Annotated in this window: 15 protein-coding genes; 4 read left to right on the top strand and 11 right to left on the bottom strand. The window is 57.3% G+C overall.

The window, feature by feature from the left end; all coding sequences use genetic code 11:
* Positions 1-116: 116 nt before the first annotated feature.
* The 6 genes from ypfH to dapA form a co-directional block, all read right to left on the bottom strand.
* The gene (ypfH, locus tag ABLU87_RS21570; RefSeq protein WP_004853078.1) at positions 117-815 is read right to left on the bottom strand and encodes an esterase; all 699 of its coding nucleotides are present in this window, start codon (positions 813-815) and stop codon (positions 117-119) included.
* A gap of 77 nt (positions 816-892) precedes the next feature.
* Positions 893-2,893, bottom strand: a complete 2,001-nt coding sequence (locus tag ABLU87_RS21575) for a GNAT family N-acetyltransferase (RefSeq protein ID WP_196942056.1) — start codon at positions 2,891-2,893, stop codon at positions 893-895.
* 12 nt (positions 2,894-2,905) lie between these two features.
* On the bottom strand, positions 2,906-3,772 hold the full coding sequence (locus ABLU87_RS21580) for a neutral zinc metallopeptidase (protein ID WP_014839185.1): 867 nt from the start codon (positions 3,770-3,772) through the stop codon (positions 2,906-2,908).
* A 120-nt stretch (positions 3,773-3,892) separates the two neighbouring features.
* Complete coding sequence (gene purC, locus ABLU87_RS21585) at positions 3,893-4,606, bottom strand: phosphoribosylaminoimidazolesuccinocarboxamide synthase (protein ID WP_004104417.1); 714 nt, start codon at positions 4,604-4,606, stop codon at positions 3,893-3,895.
* 108 nt (positions 4,607-4,714) lie between these two features.
* Positions 4,715-5,749 carry an outer membrane protein assembly factor BamC gene (gene bamC, locus ABLU87_RS21590; protein WP_004853085.1) on the bottom strand — a complete coding sequence of 345 codons (1,035 nt, stop codon included), beginning with the start codon at positions 5,747-5,749 and terminating at the stop codon, positions 4,715-4,717.
* 16 nt (positions 5,750-5,765) lie between these two features.
* A complete protein-coding gene (dapA, locus tag ABLU87_RS21595) occupies positions 5,766-6,644 on the bottom strand; it encodes a 4-hydroxy-tetrahydrodipicolinate synthase (protein WP_004853086.1) in 879 nt (292 codons plus the stop codon).
* 153 nt (positions 6,645-6,797) lie between these two features.
* Between dapA and ABLU87_RS21600 the strand changes: the two genes are divergently transcribed.
* Together ABLU87_RS21600 and bcp are read left to right on the top strand one after the other, a co-directional pair.
* Entirely contained in the window at positions 6,798-7,367 is a 570-nt protein-coding gene (locus tag ABLU87_RS21600) for a glycine cleavage system transcriptional repressor (protein ID WP_004123480.1), read from the top strand.
* 3 nt (positions 7,368-7,370) lie between these two features.
* Positions 7,371-7,841, top strand: coding sequence for a thioredoxin-dependent thiol peroxidase (gene bcp / locus ABLU87_RS21605; protein ID WP_004104423.1), 471 nt, complete (start codon positions 7,371-7,373; stop codon positions 7,839-7,841).
* 78 nt (positions 7,842-7,919) lie between these two features.
* Here the strand turns inward: bcp and ABLU87_RS21610 are convergent, their stop codons facing one another.
* Positions 7,920-8,987, bottom strand: coding sequence for an AI-2E family transporter (locus ABLU87_RS21610; RefSeq protein WP_004123481.1), 1,068 nt, complete (start codon positions 8,985-8,987; stop codon positions 7,920-7,922).
* 229 nt (positions 8,988-9,216) lie between these two features.
* Between ABLU87_RS21610 and bepA the strand changes: the two genes are divergently transcribed.
* Together bepA and arsC are read left to right on the top strand one after the other, a co-directional pair.
* Entirely contained in the window at positions 9,217-10,680 is a 1,464-nt protein-coding gene (gene bepA / locus ABLU87_RS21615; RefSeq protein WP_004853093.1) for a beta-barrel assembly-enhancing protease, read from the top strand.
* A 9-nt stretch (positions 10,681-10,689) separates the two neighbouring features.
* Positions 10,690-11,049 carry an arsenate reductase (glutaredoxin) gene (gene arsC, locus ABLU87_RS21620; protein ID WP_004853095.1) on the top strand — a complete coding sequence of 120 codons (360 nt, stop codon included), beginning with the start codon at positions 10,690-10,692 and terminating at the stop codon, positions 11,047-11,049.
* A gap of 26 nt (positions 11,050-11,075) precedes the next feature.
* Here the strand turns inward: arsC and ABLU87_RS21625 are convergent, their stop codons facing one another.
* From ABLU87_RS21625 to ABLU87_RS21640, 4 genes are all read right to left on the bottom strand, one after another.
* Positions 11,076-11,777, bottom strand: a complete 702-nt coding sequence (locus tag ABLU87_RS21625; protein ID WP_211800913.1) for a DnaA inactivator Hda — start codon at positions 11,775-11,777, stop codon at positions 11,076-11,078.
* 95 nt (positions 11,778-11,872) lie between these two features.
* Complete coding sequence (gene uraA, locus ABLU87_RS21630; protein WP_122116693.1) at positions 11,873-13,162, bottom strand: uracil permease; 1,290 nt, start codon at positions 13,160-13,162, stop codon at positions 11,873-11,875.
* 95 nt (positions 13,163-13,257) lie between these two features.
* Positions 13,258-13,884 carry a uracil phosphoribosyltransferase gene (gene upp, locus ABLU87_RS21635; protein ID WP_004123492.1) on the bottom strand — a complete coding sequence of 209 codons (627 nt, stop codon included), beginning with the start codon at positions 13,882-13,884 and terminating at the stop codon, positions 13,258-13,260.
* A 182-nt stretch (positions 13,885-14,066) separates the two neighbouring features.
* A complete protein-coding gene (locus ABLU87_RS21640) occupies positions 14,067-15,497 on the bottom strand; it encodes a 6-phospho-beta-glucosidase (RefSeq protein WP_025106615.1) in 1,431 nt (476 codons plus the stop codon).
* Positions 15,498-15,500: the final 3 nt, after the last annotated feature.

Genomic DNA, 15,500 nt, shown 5'->3' on the forward strand with positions numbered 1-15,500 from the left:
CTGCGCTCTTTTCCCGGGGGCGGCGCTTAACGCGCCTTGCCCGGGCTACGGGTTTCCAGCTCGTCTGCAGGTCCGGTAGCCCGGACAGGCGCATCGCGCCGCCTCCGGGTTTATTATCACAGCAGTTCAATAATATCGCTGTCTTTCGGCGTGCTGCCGCTGAGGGCTTCGTCGAAATAGTGCTTCGGTACGGTAAAGCGCAGATGATCGAGGGCAAACTGCATACTGCGATCGTCAATCGCGTGCCCCAGATCTTCAACAATATCCAGCGTCACGTCACCGCCGGCCTGCTGCAGCGCCTCCTGCCCCGCTACCGCCCACGCCAGATCGATCACCCGATCTTCACCGCCGTGGATCAGGTGAACAGTGGTCGCGGTCGTCGCGGTCTCCGGCAGCGTCGCATAGCGGCCGTTAAAGGCGATCACCCGCGATGCCAGACCCGGCTCGGCTTTAATGCTCTCCAGCGACATAATCGCCCCCTGTGAGAAGCCGATCAGCGCCGTCGCCTGCGGGCTGACGCCGCTCTGCTGTTGCCAGTAGCGCACCGTTTCAATAAAGGTCGGCATGATGGCATCCACCCGCTGCTGGCGATTTTCTTCGCTAACGCCCTGCACGGAAAACCACTGGCGTCCCGGAGGCGGACCGCACGGCTCAGCGCCGCCGATACTGACAATCAGCGCATCGGGAAACAGCGGCGCAAACCAGCTACCGATTTGCCCCATGGCCACCGGGTTATCGCCGACGCCATGAAACAGCAGCAGCAGTTGCTGTGCAGGTGTCGCGGGGCTCTGAACAATAAAATGATCGTGTTTCATGGCTGTCTCCTTAATGTCTGCAAGGAAGTTTACGCCGCAGGCGAAATATGACCATGCCATTTAACTGAAGGAGTTAGTTAAAAAAATTGCAGCATTTTAACCTGCCGGCGCAGGTCGTTGGCGCGGTTTTCATCCAGGCTGAGCAGCGCCTGCGCCGCCTCTTCGCGCAGCCTGGCCAGCAGCGCTTTCCGTCCGGATAAGCCTAACGTCCGGCAAAGCGCGGCCTCATCCTGCTGCTGCAGGCGGGCCCGCAGCGCCGGAAGCGGCAGCTCCACCAATATAAGCAGGCGATTGAGGCTACCCGCCGAGGTCAGCAGCGGACGATGGGCAAAAGCAAAACCCGCCACCTCCAGCCAGTCTTCTTCAGTAAGAATAGTCGCTTTCAGCGCCGTCAGCGGCACAGGTTCATCTCGCCACTCGCGCAGCCAGAATTCGTCGCGCTGCAGCCGTTGGGCTTCTTCGCTTGCCAGGCGATGGCCCGCTTCGCTGAGAGGATAGAGCGCCATCGCGGTGTAACAGCCGCTGCTGGCTTCCCGATGCGTGCCCAGCCGCACCAGCGTAAAACCGCAGCGTTGCCAGAAACGCCACAGCTCAGGCGTGTAGCCAAAACTCACCGAGAGATAATCCCGGTCCGCAGCCTGCGACGCCGCCCGGGCCACCAGCCGCTGCCCCAGCCCTTCGCGCTGGCGAGCCGGATGCACGGCAATACGGCTGATGCGCAGCCCCGCCAACGTAGCCGCCAGTGGGCTACCGCCGTGCGCCGCCAGCGACTGCGCCACCAGATTGCCGCGCGGACGGCGATAGCCGGCCCACACCGCCTGGCTAAGCGGCGGCTCAAGACCGCCCTCCTCCACCAGCCATAGCGCTCCGGCGATGCGCTCCCCGCCGCGGGCGCAGGTAAAATGCTGCCCCGGCGCATCCATCATGCGCCGGAGGTCCAGCGGCGAGGTGCGATAGTGGGCCCCGGAGAGCAGCTGATACATCGCTTCCGGTAACGCAGGCTGTCGCCGCCAGCTCTCCTGGCTGACGCTTTCCAGCGCGATATCGCCGCCTGGCGCGTGCTGAAAGGTCTCGTCGTTGAACAGCAGCAGCCGCGCAATCGCCGCCTCCAGCGGGCAGCCGCTTGCCCAACGGATGGGCGTCGTCAGGCTAAACTGCCGTAAATGCGCAAAACTGGCGCAAAACTTAAGCAAAAAGCCGCGTCCCGTCCCCTCGTACCCCTGAACGGTGGTGGTCAACAGCGTCCTCGGGAAGCGGGAGACAAGCTGGCGCAGCAGCGGCCCGGGGATGGCCGCGGCCTCATCGACAATCAGCCATCCGGCGGTGCAGCCGGAAGCCAGCAGTGCGTCGGGGGCCATAAAGCGGAAAGCCTCCCCGGCGAATGTCGCCATCACCTCCGCTGCTCCCCGCGCCGGTGCCGTGACGATGGCATCTCCCCCCAGATGGCGAATAAACATCCCCGCGAGCGCGGACTTGCCTCGCCCGCGCTCGGCGGTTAGCGCCGCAATACCGGGAGGGAACCGGGCCAGTTCGGCAAGCACGGCAGCCTGCTCCGCCTGCGGATGTCCGTCGGCGGGATGCCATGGCGGGCGCACGGGTAACGCGGACGCCGCAAGTTCATTGCCCTGCCGCCAGAGAATGGACGCATTATCCGCACTAACCTGTTGGCAAAAACGATAAACAAAATTCGGCGTGGGGATGGGGTCGGGAGCGTCGCTCCAGCGCAGAGAATCCGCATCAGGACGGGCCGGCCATTGCGCAAAGTCGGGGGTAAGCAATACCAGCCAGCTTCCGGCGCGCAGCGTACCGGCTAATGCGGCAAAGGCCGCCACATCAAAACCCTCGCGGGCATCGAAAAAGGCGTGCTGGAATTCGCGGCCCAGCAGCGATTTCAGGGCAGCAGACGAGACGTACGGCTCGGGCATCGGACGCGGGCCGACCCACAGCCCGTCGCCGGCCAGCGCGGTACGTACTCTTTGCGCCTGACGCAAGGTCCAGGCATCGTCACCGCTGAGAACCAGCAGACGACGAACGCCTTCGCGCGCCATCTGCGCCGTCAGGTGATGCAGTTCATCCATGACAGTAGAGCATTACAGCGCGTTGCCGAAGGTGTTGCACTGCGCCGGGTCGCCGCTATCGAAACCGCGTTTAAACCAGGTATAGCGCTGCTGCGACGTTCCGTGGGTAAAGCTGTCCGGCACGACGCGCCCCTGGCTCTGCTGCTGCAGGCGATCGTCGCCAATCGCCTCTGCGGCATTCAGCGCTTCCTGCAGATCGCCGGTCTCCATGTAGTCTTGCTTCTGCATGTTGTAGCCCCAGACGCCGGCAAAGCAGTCCGCCTGTAGCTCCATTTTTACCGACAGACGGTTCGCTTCCGCCTGCGAAGCGTTTTGCTGCAGCTGGCGCACTTTCGATTCAATACCCAACAGCTTTTGTACGTGATGGCCAACCTCGTGGGCGATAACGTAACCCTGCGCGAAATCGCCGCCGGCGCCAAGCTTGTTTCTCATCTCATCGTAGAATGACAGGTCGATATACACCGTGCTGTCCGCAGGGCAGTAAAAAGGCCCCATGACCGATTGACCGGTGCCGCAGGCGGTCCGCGTCGCGCCGCGGTACATCACCAGTTTGGGCTGCGGATACTGACGGCCCATATCTTTAAAAATAGCGCCCCAGGTATCTTCCGTGTCCGCCAGAATCACCTTCGTGAATTTCGCGGCCTCTTCATCCTGCGGGCTAATGGAGCGTTGGGTGGTTTGCTGTTGAGATACCGGCTCGCCGGTCAGCATGCCGGTTAAATCCACGCCGTAATAGCCCGCCACCAGAACAATAATCAGCAGTACAATGCCGCCTTTACCGCTGGGGAGACGAAAACCGCCTCCGCCGCCCATCGGTGAACCAGATTGACCACGACGATCTTCCACATTGTCGCTCTCGCGACGTCCTTGCCAGCGCATAAGCACCTCAATTCATCATATTAACCAATGAATAAGATCGTAGGCGGTTCAGCGGAGGATTACCACAGGAAACAGCAAGAAGAGCGCCAGAAGAAGAAAACTTCTTCTGGCGTCGGGGGATTAGTCGAGCTTCACGCCCAGGCGATGAGCGACTTCTTCGTAGGCTTCAATCAGGCCGCCAAGGCTCTGGCGGAAGCGGTCTTTGTCCATTTTATCCATGGTTTTTTTATCCCACAGACGGCTGCCGTCCGGAGAGAATTCATCCCCCAGCACCACTTCGCCTTTGAACAAACCGAACTCCAGCTTGAAGTCCACCAGGATCAGGCCCGCATCGTCAAACAGCTTTTTCAGCACATCGTTAGCTTTGTAGGTCAGCTCCTGCATACGCGCCAGGTTCTCTTTGCTCACCCAGCCAAAGGTTTCGCAGTAGGATTCGTTGACCATCGGGTCGTGCATGGCGTCGTTCTTCAGGAACAGGTCGAACAGCGGCGGGTTCAGCTCGATGCCCTCTTCAATCCCTAAGCGTTTCACCAGCGAACCGGCAGCGCGGTTGCGCACCACGCACTCCACCGGCACCATATCCAGCTTTTTAACCAGACACTCGGTATCGGACAACAGCGCTTCCATCTGGGTCGGGATACCCGCTTCCGCCAGCTTGCTCATAATGAAATGGTTGAACTTGTTGTTCACCATGCCTTTACGATCGAACTGCTCAATGCGAGCGCCGTCCCCTGCTGACGTATCGTTACGGAATTCGAGTATCAACAGATCCGGGTTTTCGGTGCTGTATACCGTCTTCGCTTTACCACGATACAACTCAGCTTGCTTTTGCATCTTTGTCACTCCAGTGATGATTAACGATAAAAATTTGTGCTTTTCTGCCGACGCACACGTTTGCGTCACTATACATTAAAAAGGGCCGGATTGCTCCAGCCCTGTTAATTACTTACTTAATGCGGCCTGGAATACGGCGACCAGGGCATCATTTTGCGACTGCGTCAGCGTATGGCCTTTCGGGTCGATGAACTGCAGACTGCTGCGGTTATCGAGGTCCCCGACCTGCAGTTTATAATCGCCGGAAACCAGCTGCGGGTCGCGGGCGCCCAGATCGGTCCAGCCGCTGTCGGAAAGCGGTTTGTAGGTGACGGAGAAGCTGCCCTGAGAACGAGAGCTATCGGTGACCTTCATGCCCACTTTTTCCAGAGCGCCCGGCAGGCGTTGCCACACCAGGTTAAACGGCGCGCGAACGATCAGCATCGGCAGGCCGGTATCATCAGCGCCGCTCTGCACGTCGAAGGTCGCCCCGGCGTTTTTCTGCGCGGCGTTCTGCGCGCTGGTGGCGTTCAGATCCAGACCTTCGGAGATGACGTTCAGCATGGCGGTACTGTAGCGCTGCAGCGAAGCCGGATCGGCAACAGGTTTACCCGCCTGCTCCAGATTCACCAGCTTCACGATCACCGCCTGCTGATAGCCCTGCTGCTTAACTGAGATTTGATAGCGACCACGATACTGCTGGTCTTCATCGAGGCGATTCCATTCGACCCAGTCGGTATTCAGCGTCTGGCTGGCATCGTCGCGTTTCGCGATAGTGTAGTTTTTCGACTGCACGATGCTTGCCACCTGCGCCCACAGCGAACCGCTGCGCCCGTTTTCCACCATCAGCGTCGCGGTATCACCGTTAAACTGCGTACGCGCGCCGCTGACCAGCGCCAGTGGCTGGGCCGGCGGACGAATGTCCAGGGCTTTGCCAGTGTTACCGGTGCTGGTCGCAACCGGAATATTATAATCACCCACCTGAATCGGCAGGATCATCCCTGCTGGCGCGTGAAGTTCACTAAGCGGCGTAGCCTGCAAATAGGCCTCGTCGCCGCTCACCTGACGCTTGTAGCGCGAGTCAGAACTACAGGCCGCGAGGAGTAGAACCAGCGAAACACCCGCAACCTTCGCCAGGCGCGACTTCTGTACTGAGTAAGCCATCAAATCTCCCTAAACTTTACAGCAAACCGGCATGCTTCAGCGCTGCGGTCACAACCTTAATACCGTTTTCGGTAATCGGGGTCATCGGCAGGCGTAGCGTATCGGTCGCCACAAGACCCAACGCCTTACAGGCCCATTTGACCGGAATAGGGTTGGGTTCGACAAATAATTTGGTATGCAATGGCATCAGACGCTGGTTAATCGCACGAGCTTCGGCAAATTGACCTGCTAGCGCCAGTCGGCACATCTCGGCCATTTCGCGCGCCGCAACGTTTGTCGTTACGGAAATCACGCCATGACCGCCAAGCTGCATAAAGTCCATTCCGGTCGCGTCATCGCCGCTCAGCAGAATAAAGTCATCTGAAACCAGCTCTTTGATCTGATGAACGCGGCTTAAGTTCCCCGTCGCTTCCTTAATACCGATAATATTTTTAATTTCCGCCAGACGACCAACGGTTTCAGGCAGCATATCGCAACCGGTACGGGACGGCACATTATACAGGATTTGCGGCAGGTCAGTATGTTCTGCGATAGCTTTAAAGTGTTGGAACAGCCCTTCCTGGGTCGGACGGTTGTAATACGGCGTTACCGTCAGGCAGCCAACCACGCCGCTATCGTTAAATCGCTTGGTCAGGCTAATCGCCTCTGCGGTTGCATTTGCACCGGTACCGGCAATGACCGGGATACGCCCGTCGGCCAGCTCCAGCGTCTGCATCACCACATCACCATGCTCTTCATGGCTCAATGTTGCGGACTCTCCGGTAGTCCCTACCGAAACGATCGCCGAGGTTCCGCTGGCGACATGATAATCAATCAGTTTTTTCAGGCTTGACCGGCAGACGTTGCCGTTTTCATCCATTGGCGTGACAAGCGCTACAATACTTCCCGTAAACATGGGCCATCCTCAGAGCATAAGTGGGACAAGATTCTCAATGTTACGTTTGGAGTCGTAATAAAAGCAAGAGACCCGATGCCATCAGGGATGTTGTATGCCGGTTTTTTTTATGCTTTCCTAACGTTACCTCACCTTTTTAAAGGAAGAACAGGTTTGACAGCCTCATTACAACACTATCTGGTTATTACCGCGTTGGGTGCTGACCGCCCAGGCATCGTGAATACGATCACTCGTCACGTCAGCAGCTGCGGCTGTAATATTGAAGACAGTCGGCTGGCCATGCTTGGCGATGAGTTTACGTTTATCATGCTGCTTTCCGGCTCGTGGAATGCAATTAACCTGATTGAATCCACTCTGCCGCTGAAAGGCGCCGAGCTGGATCTGCTTATCGTGATGAAGCGTACAACCGCGAGACCGCCTCAGGCGATGCAGAACACCGTCTGGGTTCAGGTTGAGGTGCCGGATTCGCCGCATATCATTGAGCGGTTTACGGCGCTGTGCGATACGTGGAAAATGAACATTGCCGAGCTGGTTTCCCGCACTCAGCCCGGAGCGAACGACGAGTCAGCACAGCTTTTTATTCAAATCACCGCCCACAGCCCGACTACGCAAAATGCATCAAATATCGAACAAGCGTTCAAAGCCCTATGTACAGAACTGAATGCACAAGGCAGTATTAACATTGTTAATTATTCACAGCATGATGAACAGGATGGAGTTTGAGTGATGAACCCACTGAAAGCCGGTGATATTGCACCGAAATTTAGCTTACCGGACCAGGACGGCGAGGAAGTAAATTTGACCGACTTCCAGGGACAGCGTGTTCTGGTTTATTTTTATCCGAAAGCCATGACCCCGGGCTGCACCGTACAGGCGTGCGGTTTACGCGATAATATGGACGACCTGAAAAAAGCAGGCGTTGAAGTACTGGGTATCAGTACGGATAAACCAGAAAAACTCTCCCGTTTCGCCGAAAAAGAGCTGCTGAACTTCACTCTGCTGTCTGATGAAGATCATCAGGTATGCGAGCAGTTTGGTATCTGGGGTGAAAAAACCTTTATGGGGAAAACCTACGACGGTATCCATCGTATTAGCTTCCTCATCGACGCCAACGGCAAAATCGAACATGTGTTTGATGATTTCAAAACCAGCAATCACCACGACGTGGTGCTGAACTGGCTGAAAGAAAACGCCTGACGCTAAGATAAACGCAAGACGCCGGGTCGTTCTCAACCACCCGGCGTCTTTTTTTAGGGCATTCCTTGCGGCTTAGCGCTAATGCTCGTCTTCCACTATCAGGCCATCCGGCCAGGCGTGCACCACCGCTTTGATGAGCGTCGCCAGCGGAATAGCGAAGAACACGCCCCAGAATCCCCACAGACCGCCAAAAATAACCACCGACAGAATAATCACCAGCGGATGCAGGTTAACGGCTTCCGAGAAGAGTACCGGCACCAGCAGGTTGCCATCCAGCGCCTGAATAATCAGGTACACCGCAAACAGGCTCCAGAACTCGGTTCCCGCGCCAAACTGGAACAGCGCCACGCCCACCACCGGAATGGTGACCACAAACGCGCCGATATAGGGGATTAATACCGAGAACCCTACCAGCACCGCCAGCAGCAGCGAATAGTTGAGGCCAAAAAGGATAAAGCCAATCCACGTCGCCACGCCGACGACGATCATTTCCAGCACCTTACCGCGAATATAGTTGGTAATTTGCTGGTTCATCTCTTTCCATACCTGCCCGGCCAGGCCGCGGTTGCGCGGCAGCACCCGGCGTACGGCGTTAAGCATCTGCTCTTTATCTTTCAGCAGAAAGAAAACCATCAGCGGCACCAGCACCAGATAGACCGCCAGGGTCAGCAGCCCGACCAGAGAGGCCAGCGAATATTTCACCACCGAGTCGCCGACGGTTAACATGCGGCTGCGCATATTCTCCGCCATCGCGTCGATAATGCCGGCATCCATGAGGGCCGGATAACGGCGCGGCACCGTGGCGGCGAAATCGGAAAGCTTATTCAGCATCCCGGGCATATCGCGAATCAGATAAATGCCCTGCTGCCAGGCAACCGGCATCACCACAAACGCCATCAGCAGCAGAATGCCGACGAACAGAATCAGAACGACCGAGGTGGCCCAGGTACGTGAAAACCCGATACGCTCCAGTCTGACGGTGGGCCACTCCAGCAGATAGGCCAGAACAATCGACACTAACAAAGGTGCCAGCAGGCCGCTGAAGAAAAACATAATGCCGAACCCAGCCAGCAAAATGACCAGCAGCGCTATCGCCTCCGGGTCGCTGAACCGACGACGGTACCACTGCATTAACATCTGGAGCATAAAACCCTTCCCTGAAGAGCGGAGCTGTAACAATCTCAGGAATTGTATCGAAATGTCACAAAAAAGACTTCGCTTTTTATGGGTAAAACCACAAACATTACTGGCCGGATGAATATCATATTTGCAACGCCGCGAACGACGGCTAAACTCGCTGGACCTGCTTGCGGTCAGGGAACATTACGCCGCACAATCGGTCAAACTGGCACACCTACATTACAGGACAGAGGTTATGTTCAGGCAGTTGAAGAAAACGCTGGTGGCGACCGTCATAGCGTCGCTGACGCTGGGTTCAATATTACCTGCTTTTGCCGATACCGCAGACACTCTGCCGGACATGGGCACCTCCGCAGGAAGCACGCTCTCCATCGGCCAGGAAATGCAGATGGGAGATTACTACGTGCGCCAGCTGCGCGGCAGCGCGCCGTTAATCAACGATCCGCTGCTGGTGCAGTATATTAACGGTTTAGGCATGCGCCTGGTGTCGCACGCCAATTCCGTTCGCACCCCGTTCCACTTTTATCTGATTAATAACGATCAAATAAACGCCTTTGCTTTCTTCGGCGGTAACGTCGTACTGCACTCGGCCCTGTTCCGCTACTCGGATAATGAAAGCGAGCTGGCGTCGGTAATGGCGCACGAAATTTCTCACGTCACCCAGCGCCATCTCGCCCGCGCGATGGAAGACCAAAAGCGTAACGCTCCGCTGACCTGGGTCGGCGCGCTGGGCTCGATTCTGCTGGCGATGGCCAGCCCGCAGGCCGGGATGGCCGCGCTGACCGGCACCCTGGCGGGCAGCCAGCAGGGGCTGATCAGCTTTACCCGTCAAAACGAAGAAGAGGCCGACCGCATTGGCATTCAGGTCCTTCAGCGCTCCGGGTTCGACCCGCAGGCGATGCCGGCGTTTATGGGTAAGCTGCTCGACGAGTCGCGCTACTCCACCCGGCCGCCGGAAATGCTGCTGACCCACCCCTTACCGGAAAGCCGTCTCGCCGACGCCCGCAACCGTGCGAACCAGATGCGCCCGGTTGTCGTGCAGTCCTCCGCTGACTTCTACCTGGCGAAGGCCAGAACGCTGGGCATGTACACCTCCGGCGACAATAAGCTGGGCAACGACCTGCTGAGCAGCTGGGAAAAAGGCAATATTCGCGAGCAGCACGCCGCCCAGTACGGCCGCGCGCTGCTGGCCATGGGCAATAACAATTACGATCTGGCGCGCAAAACGCTGCAGCCGCTGCTGAGCGCCGAACCGCAGAACGCCTGGTACCTTGACCTGGCGACCGATATCGATCTCGGGCAAAAGAGAGCCACAGACGCGATTAATCGCCTGAAGGGCGCCCGCGAGCTGCGTACTAATCCGGTGCTGCAGCTCAACCTCGCCAACGCACTGCTGGAAGGCGGGCAGCCCGGGGAAGCGGCGACGATCCTTAACCGCTATACCTTCAATAATAAAGATGACGTCAATGGTTGGGATTTGCTGGCGCAAGCGGAAGCAAAACTGGGAAATCGCGATCAGGAGCTGGCAGCCCGAGCGGAAGGCATGGCGCTGGTTGGCCGACTCGATCAGGCCATTACCCTGCTCAGCAGCGCCAGCTCACAGGTAAAATTAGGCAGCCTGCAGCAGGCCCGCTACGATGCGCGTATCGATCAACTGCGTCAGCTGCAGGAACGCTTCAAACCGTACCAGAAAATGTAAGGAGACCTCATGTCCGATACGGTCAAAATCTATCACAACCCGCGCTGCTCCAAGAGTCGCGACACGCTGAGCCTGCTGAAGGCTAACGGCATCGACCCCGAAGTGGTGCTCTATCTGGAGACGCCGCCGGATGCCGCCACGCTGCGCCAGCTGCTGAAGATGCTGGGGATGGCCAGCGCGCGCGACTTAATGCGCCAGAAAGAAGATCTCTATAAATCCCTCGATCTCGCTAACCCGCAGCTGAGCGAAGATGCGCTGATCCAGGCGATGGTTGATAATCCAAAGCTGATTGAACGGCCTATCGTCGTTAGCCACGGCGAGGCCCGTATCGGTCGCCCGCCGGAGCAGGTTCTGGAAATCGTTAACTAAGTTGTCGATCCTCAGGCCGCGGCCCGCTAAAGCTTGAGGATCTCTTTCACGAAAGGAATGGTCAGCTTGCGCTGGGCAGTAATGGAAGCGCGATCGAGCTGATCGAGCGTCATAAACAGCGAACGCATTTCGCGATCCAGCCGCTTAAGCAGGAACCGACAGACGTCTTCCGGCATTTCGAAACCGCGCAGTCTGGCGCGAAGCTGAAGCGCCTGGAGCTTGTCTTCATCCGACAGCGGCTGCAGCTTGTAGATTTGCCCCCAGTCAAGACGCGAAGCCAGATCCGGCAGGCCAAGCTTGAGCTGGCGCGGCGGTCGGTCGCCGGTAATCAGCAGCCGGGTTTTACCGGACTCGAGAATGCGGTTGTAGAGGTCGAAAATCGCCATTTCCCACAGTTCATCGCCCGCTACGCACTCAATATTATCGATACAAACCAGCGACAGGTGCTCCATCCCGTCCAGCACTTCAGGAACAAACCACGTCCGTTTATCCAGAGGTACGTAGCCCACCGCATCGCCGCGCTGAGAGAGCTCCGCGCAGGCCGCGTGCAGGAGATGGCTGCGCCCCGCCCCTTCGCGTGACCAGATGTAGATGTATCCGCTATGTTCCTGCCGCAGCACGTTCTGAAGGGCGGCAAGAAGAGAAGGGTTATCGCCCGGCCAGAAACTCGCGAAAGTTTCATCATCGGGAAGATACAGTGGCAAAGAGAGCTGTGCCGGTGCGTTCAGATGGACCTCAACATAGGCTTGCAGAAAAACGCGGAGAGTTTAGCACAGAAATACGCAAGGAGAGAACCGGGCAGGATCGCCGCCCGGTATAAGGATCAATGTTTTGCTTCTTCGCTATCCGCAGCGTCGAGAACCACCTCTTCCGGACGCAGCACGCTAATCAGTTTGAAGATCAGGCTCAGCCCGACGCCAACGATGGTCGCCAGCGCCATGCCTTTCAGCTCGGCGGCGCCGATATGCACTTTTGCCCCGCTGACGCCGATGATCAGGATAACGGAGGTCAGAATCAGGTTCTGCGCCTTGTTGTAATCAACTTTAGATTCGATCAGCACGCGAATACCCGAAGCGCCGATAACCCCGTACAGCAGCAGCGAGACGCCGCCCATTACCGGCAGCGGGATAATCTGGATCGCCGCCGCCAGCTTGCCGACGCAGGAGAGCAGAATCGCGATGATCGCCGCGCCGCCGATAACCCAGGTGCTGTAGACGCGGGTGATCGCCATCACGCCAATGTTCTCGCCGTAGGTGGTGTTTGGCGTGGAGCCAAAGAAGCCAGAGATCACCGTAGACAGGCCGTTGGCAAACATTGAACGATGCAGGCCCGGATCGCGGATCAGATCTTTTTTGACGATATTGGCCGTGACTACCAGATGTCCAACGTGCTCGGCGATCACCACCAGCGCGGCGGGGAGAATGGTGAAAATCGCAAACCATTCAAAGCGCGGGGTGTAGAAGGTCGGCAGCGCGAACCAGTGGGCCTCGGCGATGGGCGTGGTCTCGACGACGCCCATCACGAAGGAGAGCGCGTAGCCGACCAGGACGCCGATTAAAATCGGGATAATCGCCAGGAAACCGCGGAACAGCACCGAACCGAAAACCGTCACCGCCAGCGTCACCATCGAAATAATAATGGTTTTGCTGTCCGGCGATTGCCCGTCAGCGGGCAGCAGACCGGCCATATTCGCCGCCACGCCCGCCAGCTCCAGGCCGATAACCGCGACAATCGCGCCCATCGCCGCCGGTGGGAACATCACGTCCAGCCAGCCGGTTCCGGCTTTTTTGACAATAAAGGAGACGATGCAAAACAGCACGCCGCACATGATAAAGCCGCCGAGAGCGACTTCGTAGCCCAGCGGCAGCAGAAGCAGCACCGGGGAGATAAACGCAAAGCTCGATCCGAGATAAGCCGGAATTTTGCCTTTGCAGATGAAAAGATATAACAGCGTTCCGATGCCGTTAAACAGCAGTACCGTGGCCGGGTTGATATGGAACAGAACGGGCACCAGTACCGTTGCGCCAAACATGGCGAACAGATGTTGCAAACTAAGCGGGATTGTCTGTAAAAGCGGCGGTCTTTCACTCACCCCGATAGCACGGCGCGTCATGGCATTTTCCTCTGAGAGTCGTTTGTTGATTGCTGTTGGTGTGTTTTATTCAAAAAAAAGCCGACTCTCAAAGTCGGCTTTTTCTACTTCATCATTTATTTCGTACCAAAAATCTTATCGCCGGCGTCGCCGAGCCCCGGAATAATGTATCCGTGCTCGTTCAGGCCCTGGTCGATGGACGCGGTGTACAGCTCAACGTCCGGATGCGCTTTCTCCAGCGCGGCGATGCCTTCCGGCGCCGCCACCAGAACCAGCACCTTAATGCTGGAGCAGCCCGCTTTTTTCAGCAGGTCGATGGTGGCGATCATGGAGCCGCCGGTCGCCAGCATCGGGTCAACCACCAGCGCCATGCGTTCGTCAATATTGGATACCAGCTTCTGGAAGTAAGGCACCGGCTCAAGGGTCTCTTCGTTACGATAGATGCCCACCACGCTGATGCGCGCGCTCGGCACGTGCTCAAGCACGCCTTCCATCATCCCCAGACCCGCGCGCAGAATCGGCACTACGGTAATTTTCTTGCCTTTGATCTGCTCAATTTCTACCGGGCCGTTCCAGCCTTCGATGGTGACTTTTTCGGTCGCCAGATCGGAAGTAGCTTCATAAGTCAGTAAGCTGCCAACTTCTGAGGCGAGTTCACGGAAGCGTTTGGTGCTGATGTCGTGCTCACGCATCAGGCCCAGCTTGTGTTTGACGAGTGGGTGTTTCACTTCCACGATCTTCATTCTCTTTCTCCTCTGAGGGGCAGCCACAAAAAAAATCGCCGGATTATACCGCCTTTTTCCTTTTACGCCATAGCCGATATGTTTGACCGGGATCAACCAAAATGCTTTACGCTGCCTGAGCCAGTATAAGACAAAATAAAAAAACCCCGCGAAGGCGGGGCTGAATGGGGCTTTACGGCCGTTTATAGATTTTCGCCGTTGCTGCCGATAACCTGCTGATACCAGGCAAAAGATTTCTTACGGCTACGCGCCAGCGTACCGTTGCCCTCATTATCTTTATCCACGTAGATAAAGCCGTAGCGTTTTTTCATCTCACCGGTTCCCGCGGAAACCAGGTCGATACAGCCCCACGGGGTATAGCCCATCAGGTCGACGCCATCCTCAACAACCGCTTTTTTCATCTCGGCGATATGGGCGGAAAGGTAGTCAATACGATACTGGTCATCCACCGAGCCGTCCGCTTCGCGCACGTCGATGGCGCCAAAGCCGTTCTCCACAATAAACAGCGGCAGCTGGTAATGATCCCAGAACCAGTTCAGGGAGTAGCGCAGCCCGACCGGATCAATCTGCCAGCCCCAGTCTGACTTCTGCACGTACGGGTTGGAAACCAGGCTCTTGCTTTCATCGTAATCCAGCTGCGGATTATCATCCGTTGCTTTCGTGGCGAACGACATATAGTAGCTAAAGCCGATATAGTCGACGCAGCCCTGAGTCAGCGCCACGCGGTCTTCTTCGGTGATGTCCAGCGCAAAACCGCGACGCTCGAAGTAGTTCAGCAGGTGCTGCGGATAGCGGCCGCGCACGTGAACGTCGGTAAACCAGTAGCGGCGATGCATGGCGTTCATCGCCATCATCATGTCGTTGGGCGCGCAGCTCAGCGGGTAAATCGGACACATGGCTATCATGCAGCCAATCTGCAATGACGGGTTAATTTCGCGGGCGGCTTTAACCGCCAGCGCGCTGGCGACCAGCTCATAGTGCGCCGCCTGAAACATGACCGGCTCGCGGTCCTCCCCCGGCAGATATTTCAGTCCGGAGTTGGTGAACGGCGCAAAATCTTCGTGGAAGTTGGCCTGGTTATTGATCTCATTGAAGGTCATCCAGTACTTCACTTTGTGCTGGTAGCGGGTAAATACCACCCGGGCAAAGCGGACGAAGAAATCAATCAGTTTACGGTTACGCCAGCCGCCGTACTCCGTCACCAGATGGTACGGCATTTCGAAGTGGGAGAGCGTAATCACCGGCTCAATACCGTGCTTCAGGCACTCATCGAACAGGTCGTCGTAAAACTGCAGCCCGGCCTCGTTAGGTTCTTGCTCATCGCCCAGCGGAAAGATGCGCGTCCAGGCAATAGAGGTGCGGAAGCATTTGAAGCCCATTTCGGCAAACAGCCGAATGTCGTCTTTATAGCGATGATAAAAATCAATCGCTTCGTGGTTGGGGTAGTTTTTCCCCGGCAGCACGCCATCGGTGATTTCGCGCGGTACGCCGTGCGCGCCTGCGGTCATTACGTCGGCGACGCTCACCCCTTTACCACCCTCTTTCCAGCCGCCTTCCAGCTGATGCGCCGCCACCGCGCCGCCCCACAGAAAACCTTCTTTAAATCCGGACATGTT

The sequence above is a fragment of the Klebsiella sp. CB_Kp196 genome (assembly GCF_040061575.1).
GTDB lineage: Bacteria > Pseudomonadota > Gammaproteobacteria > Enterobacterales > Enterobacteriaceae > Klebsiella > Klebsiella michiganensis.

Coding starts and splice junctions, on each gene's coding strand:
- ypfH (WP_004853078.1), bottom strand. CDS start 815: ATGAAACACGATCATTTTATTGTTCAGAGCCCCGCGACACCTGCACAG.
- ABLU87_RS21575 (WP_196942056.1), bottom strand. CDS start 2,893: ATGGATGAACTGCATCACCTGACGGCGCAGATGGCGCGCGAAGGCGTT.
- ABLU87_RS21580 (WP_014839185.1), bottom strand. CDS start 3,772: ATGCGCTGGCAAGGACGTCGCGAGAGCGACAATGTGGAAGATCGTCGT.
- purC (WP_004104417.1), bottom strand. CDS start 4,606: ATGCAAAAGCAAGCTGAGTTGTATCGTGGTAAAGCGAAGACGGTATAC.
- bamC (WP_004853085.1), bottom strand. CDS start 5,749: ATGGCTTACTCAGTACAGAAGTCGCGCCTGGCGAAGGTTGCGGGTGTT.
- dapA (WP_004853086.1), bottom strand. CDS start 6,644: ATGTTTACGGGAAGTATTGTAGCGCTTGTCACGCCAATGGATGAAAAC.
- bcp (WP_004104423.1), top strand. CDS start 7,371: ATGAACCCACTGAAAGCCGGTGATATTGCACCGAAATTTAGCTTACCG.
- ABLU87_RS21610 (WP_004123481.1), bottom strand. CDS start 8,987: ATGCTCCAGATGTTAATGCAGTGGTACCGTCGTCGGTTCAGCGACCCG.
- bepA (WP_004853093.1), top strand. CDS start 9,217: ATGTTCAGGCAGTTGAAGAAAACGCTGGTGGCGACCGTCATAGCGTCG.
- arsC (WP_004853095.1), top strand. CDS start 10,690: ATGTCCGATACGGTCAAAATCTATCACAACCCGCGCTGCTCCAAGAGT.
- uraA (WP_122116693.1), bottom strand. CDS start 13,162: ATGACGCGCCGTGCTATCGGGGTGAGTGAAAGACCGCCGCTTTTACAG.
- upp (WP_004123492.1), bottom strand. CDS start 13,884: ATGAAGATCGTGGAAGTGAAACACCCACTCGTCAAACACAAGCTGGGC.
- ABLU87_RS21640 (WP_025106615.1), bottom strand. CDS start 15,497: ATGTCCGGATTTAAAGAAGGTTTTCTGTGGGGCGGCGCGGTGGCGGCG.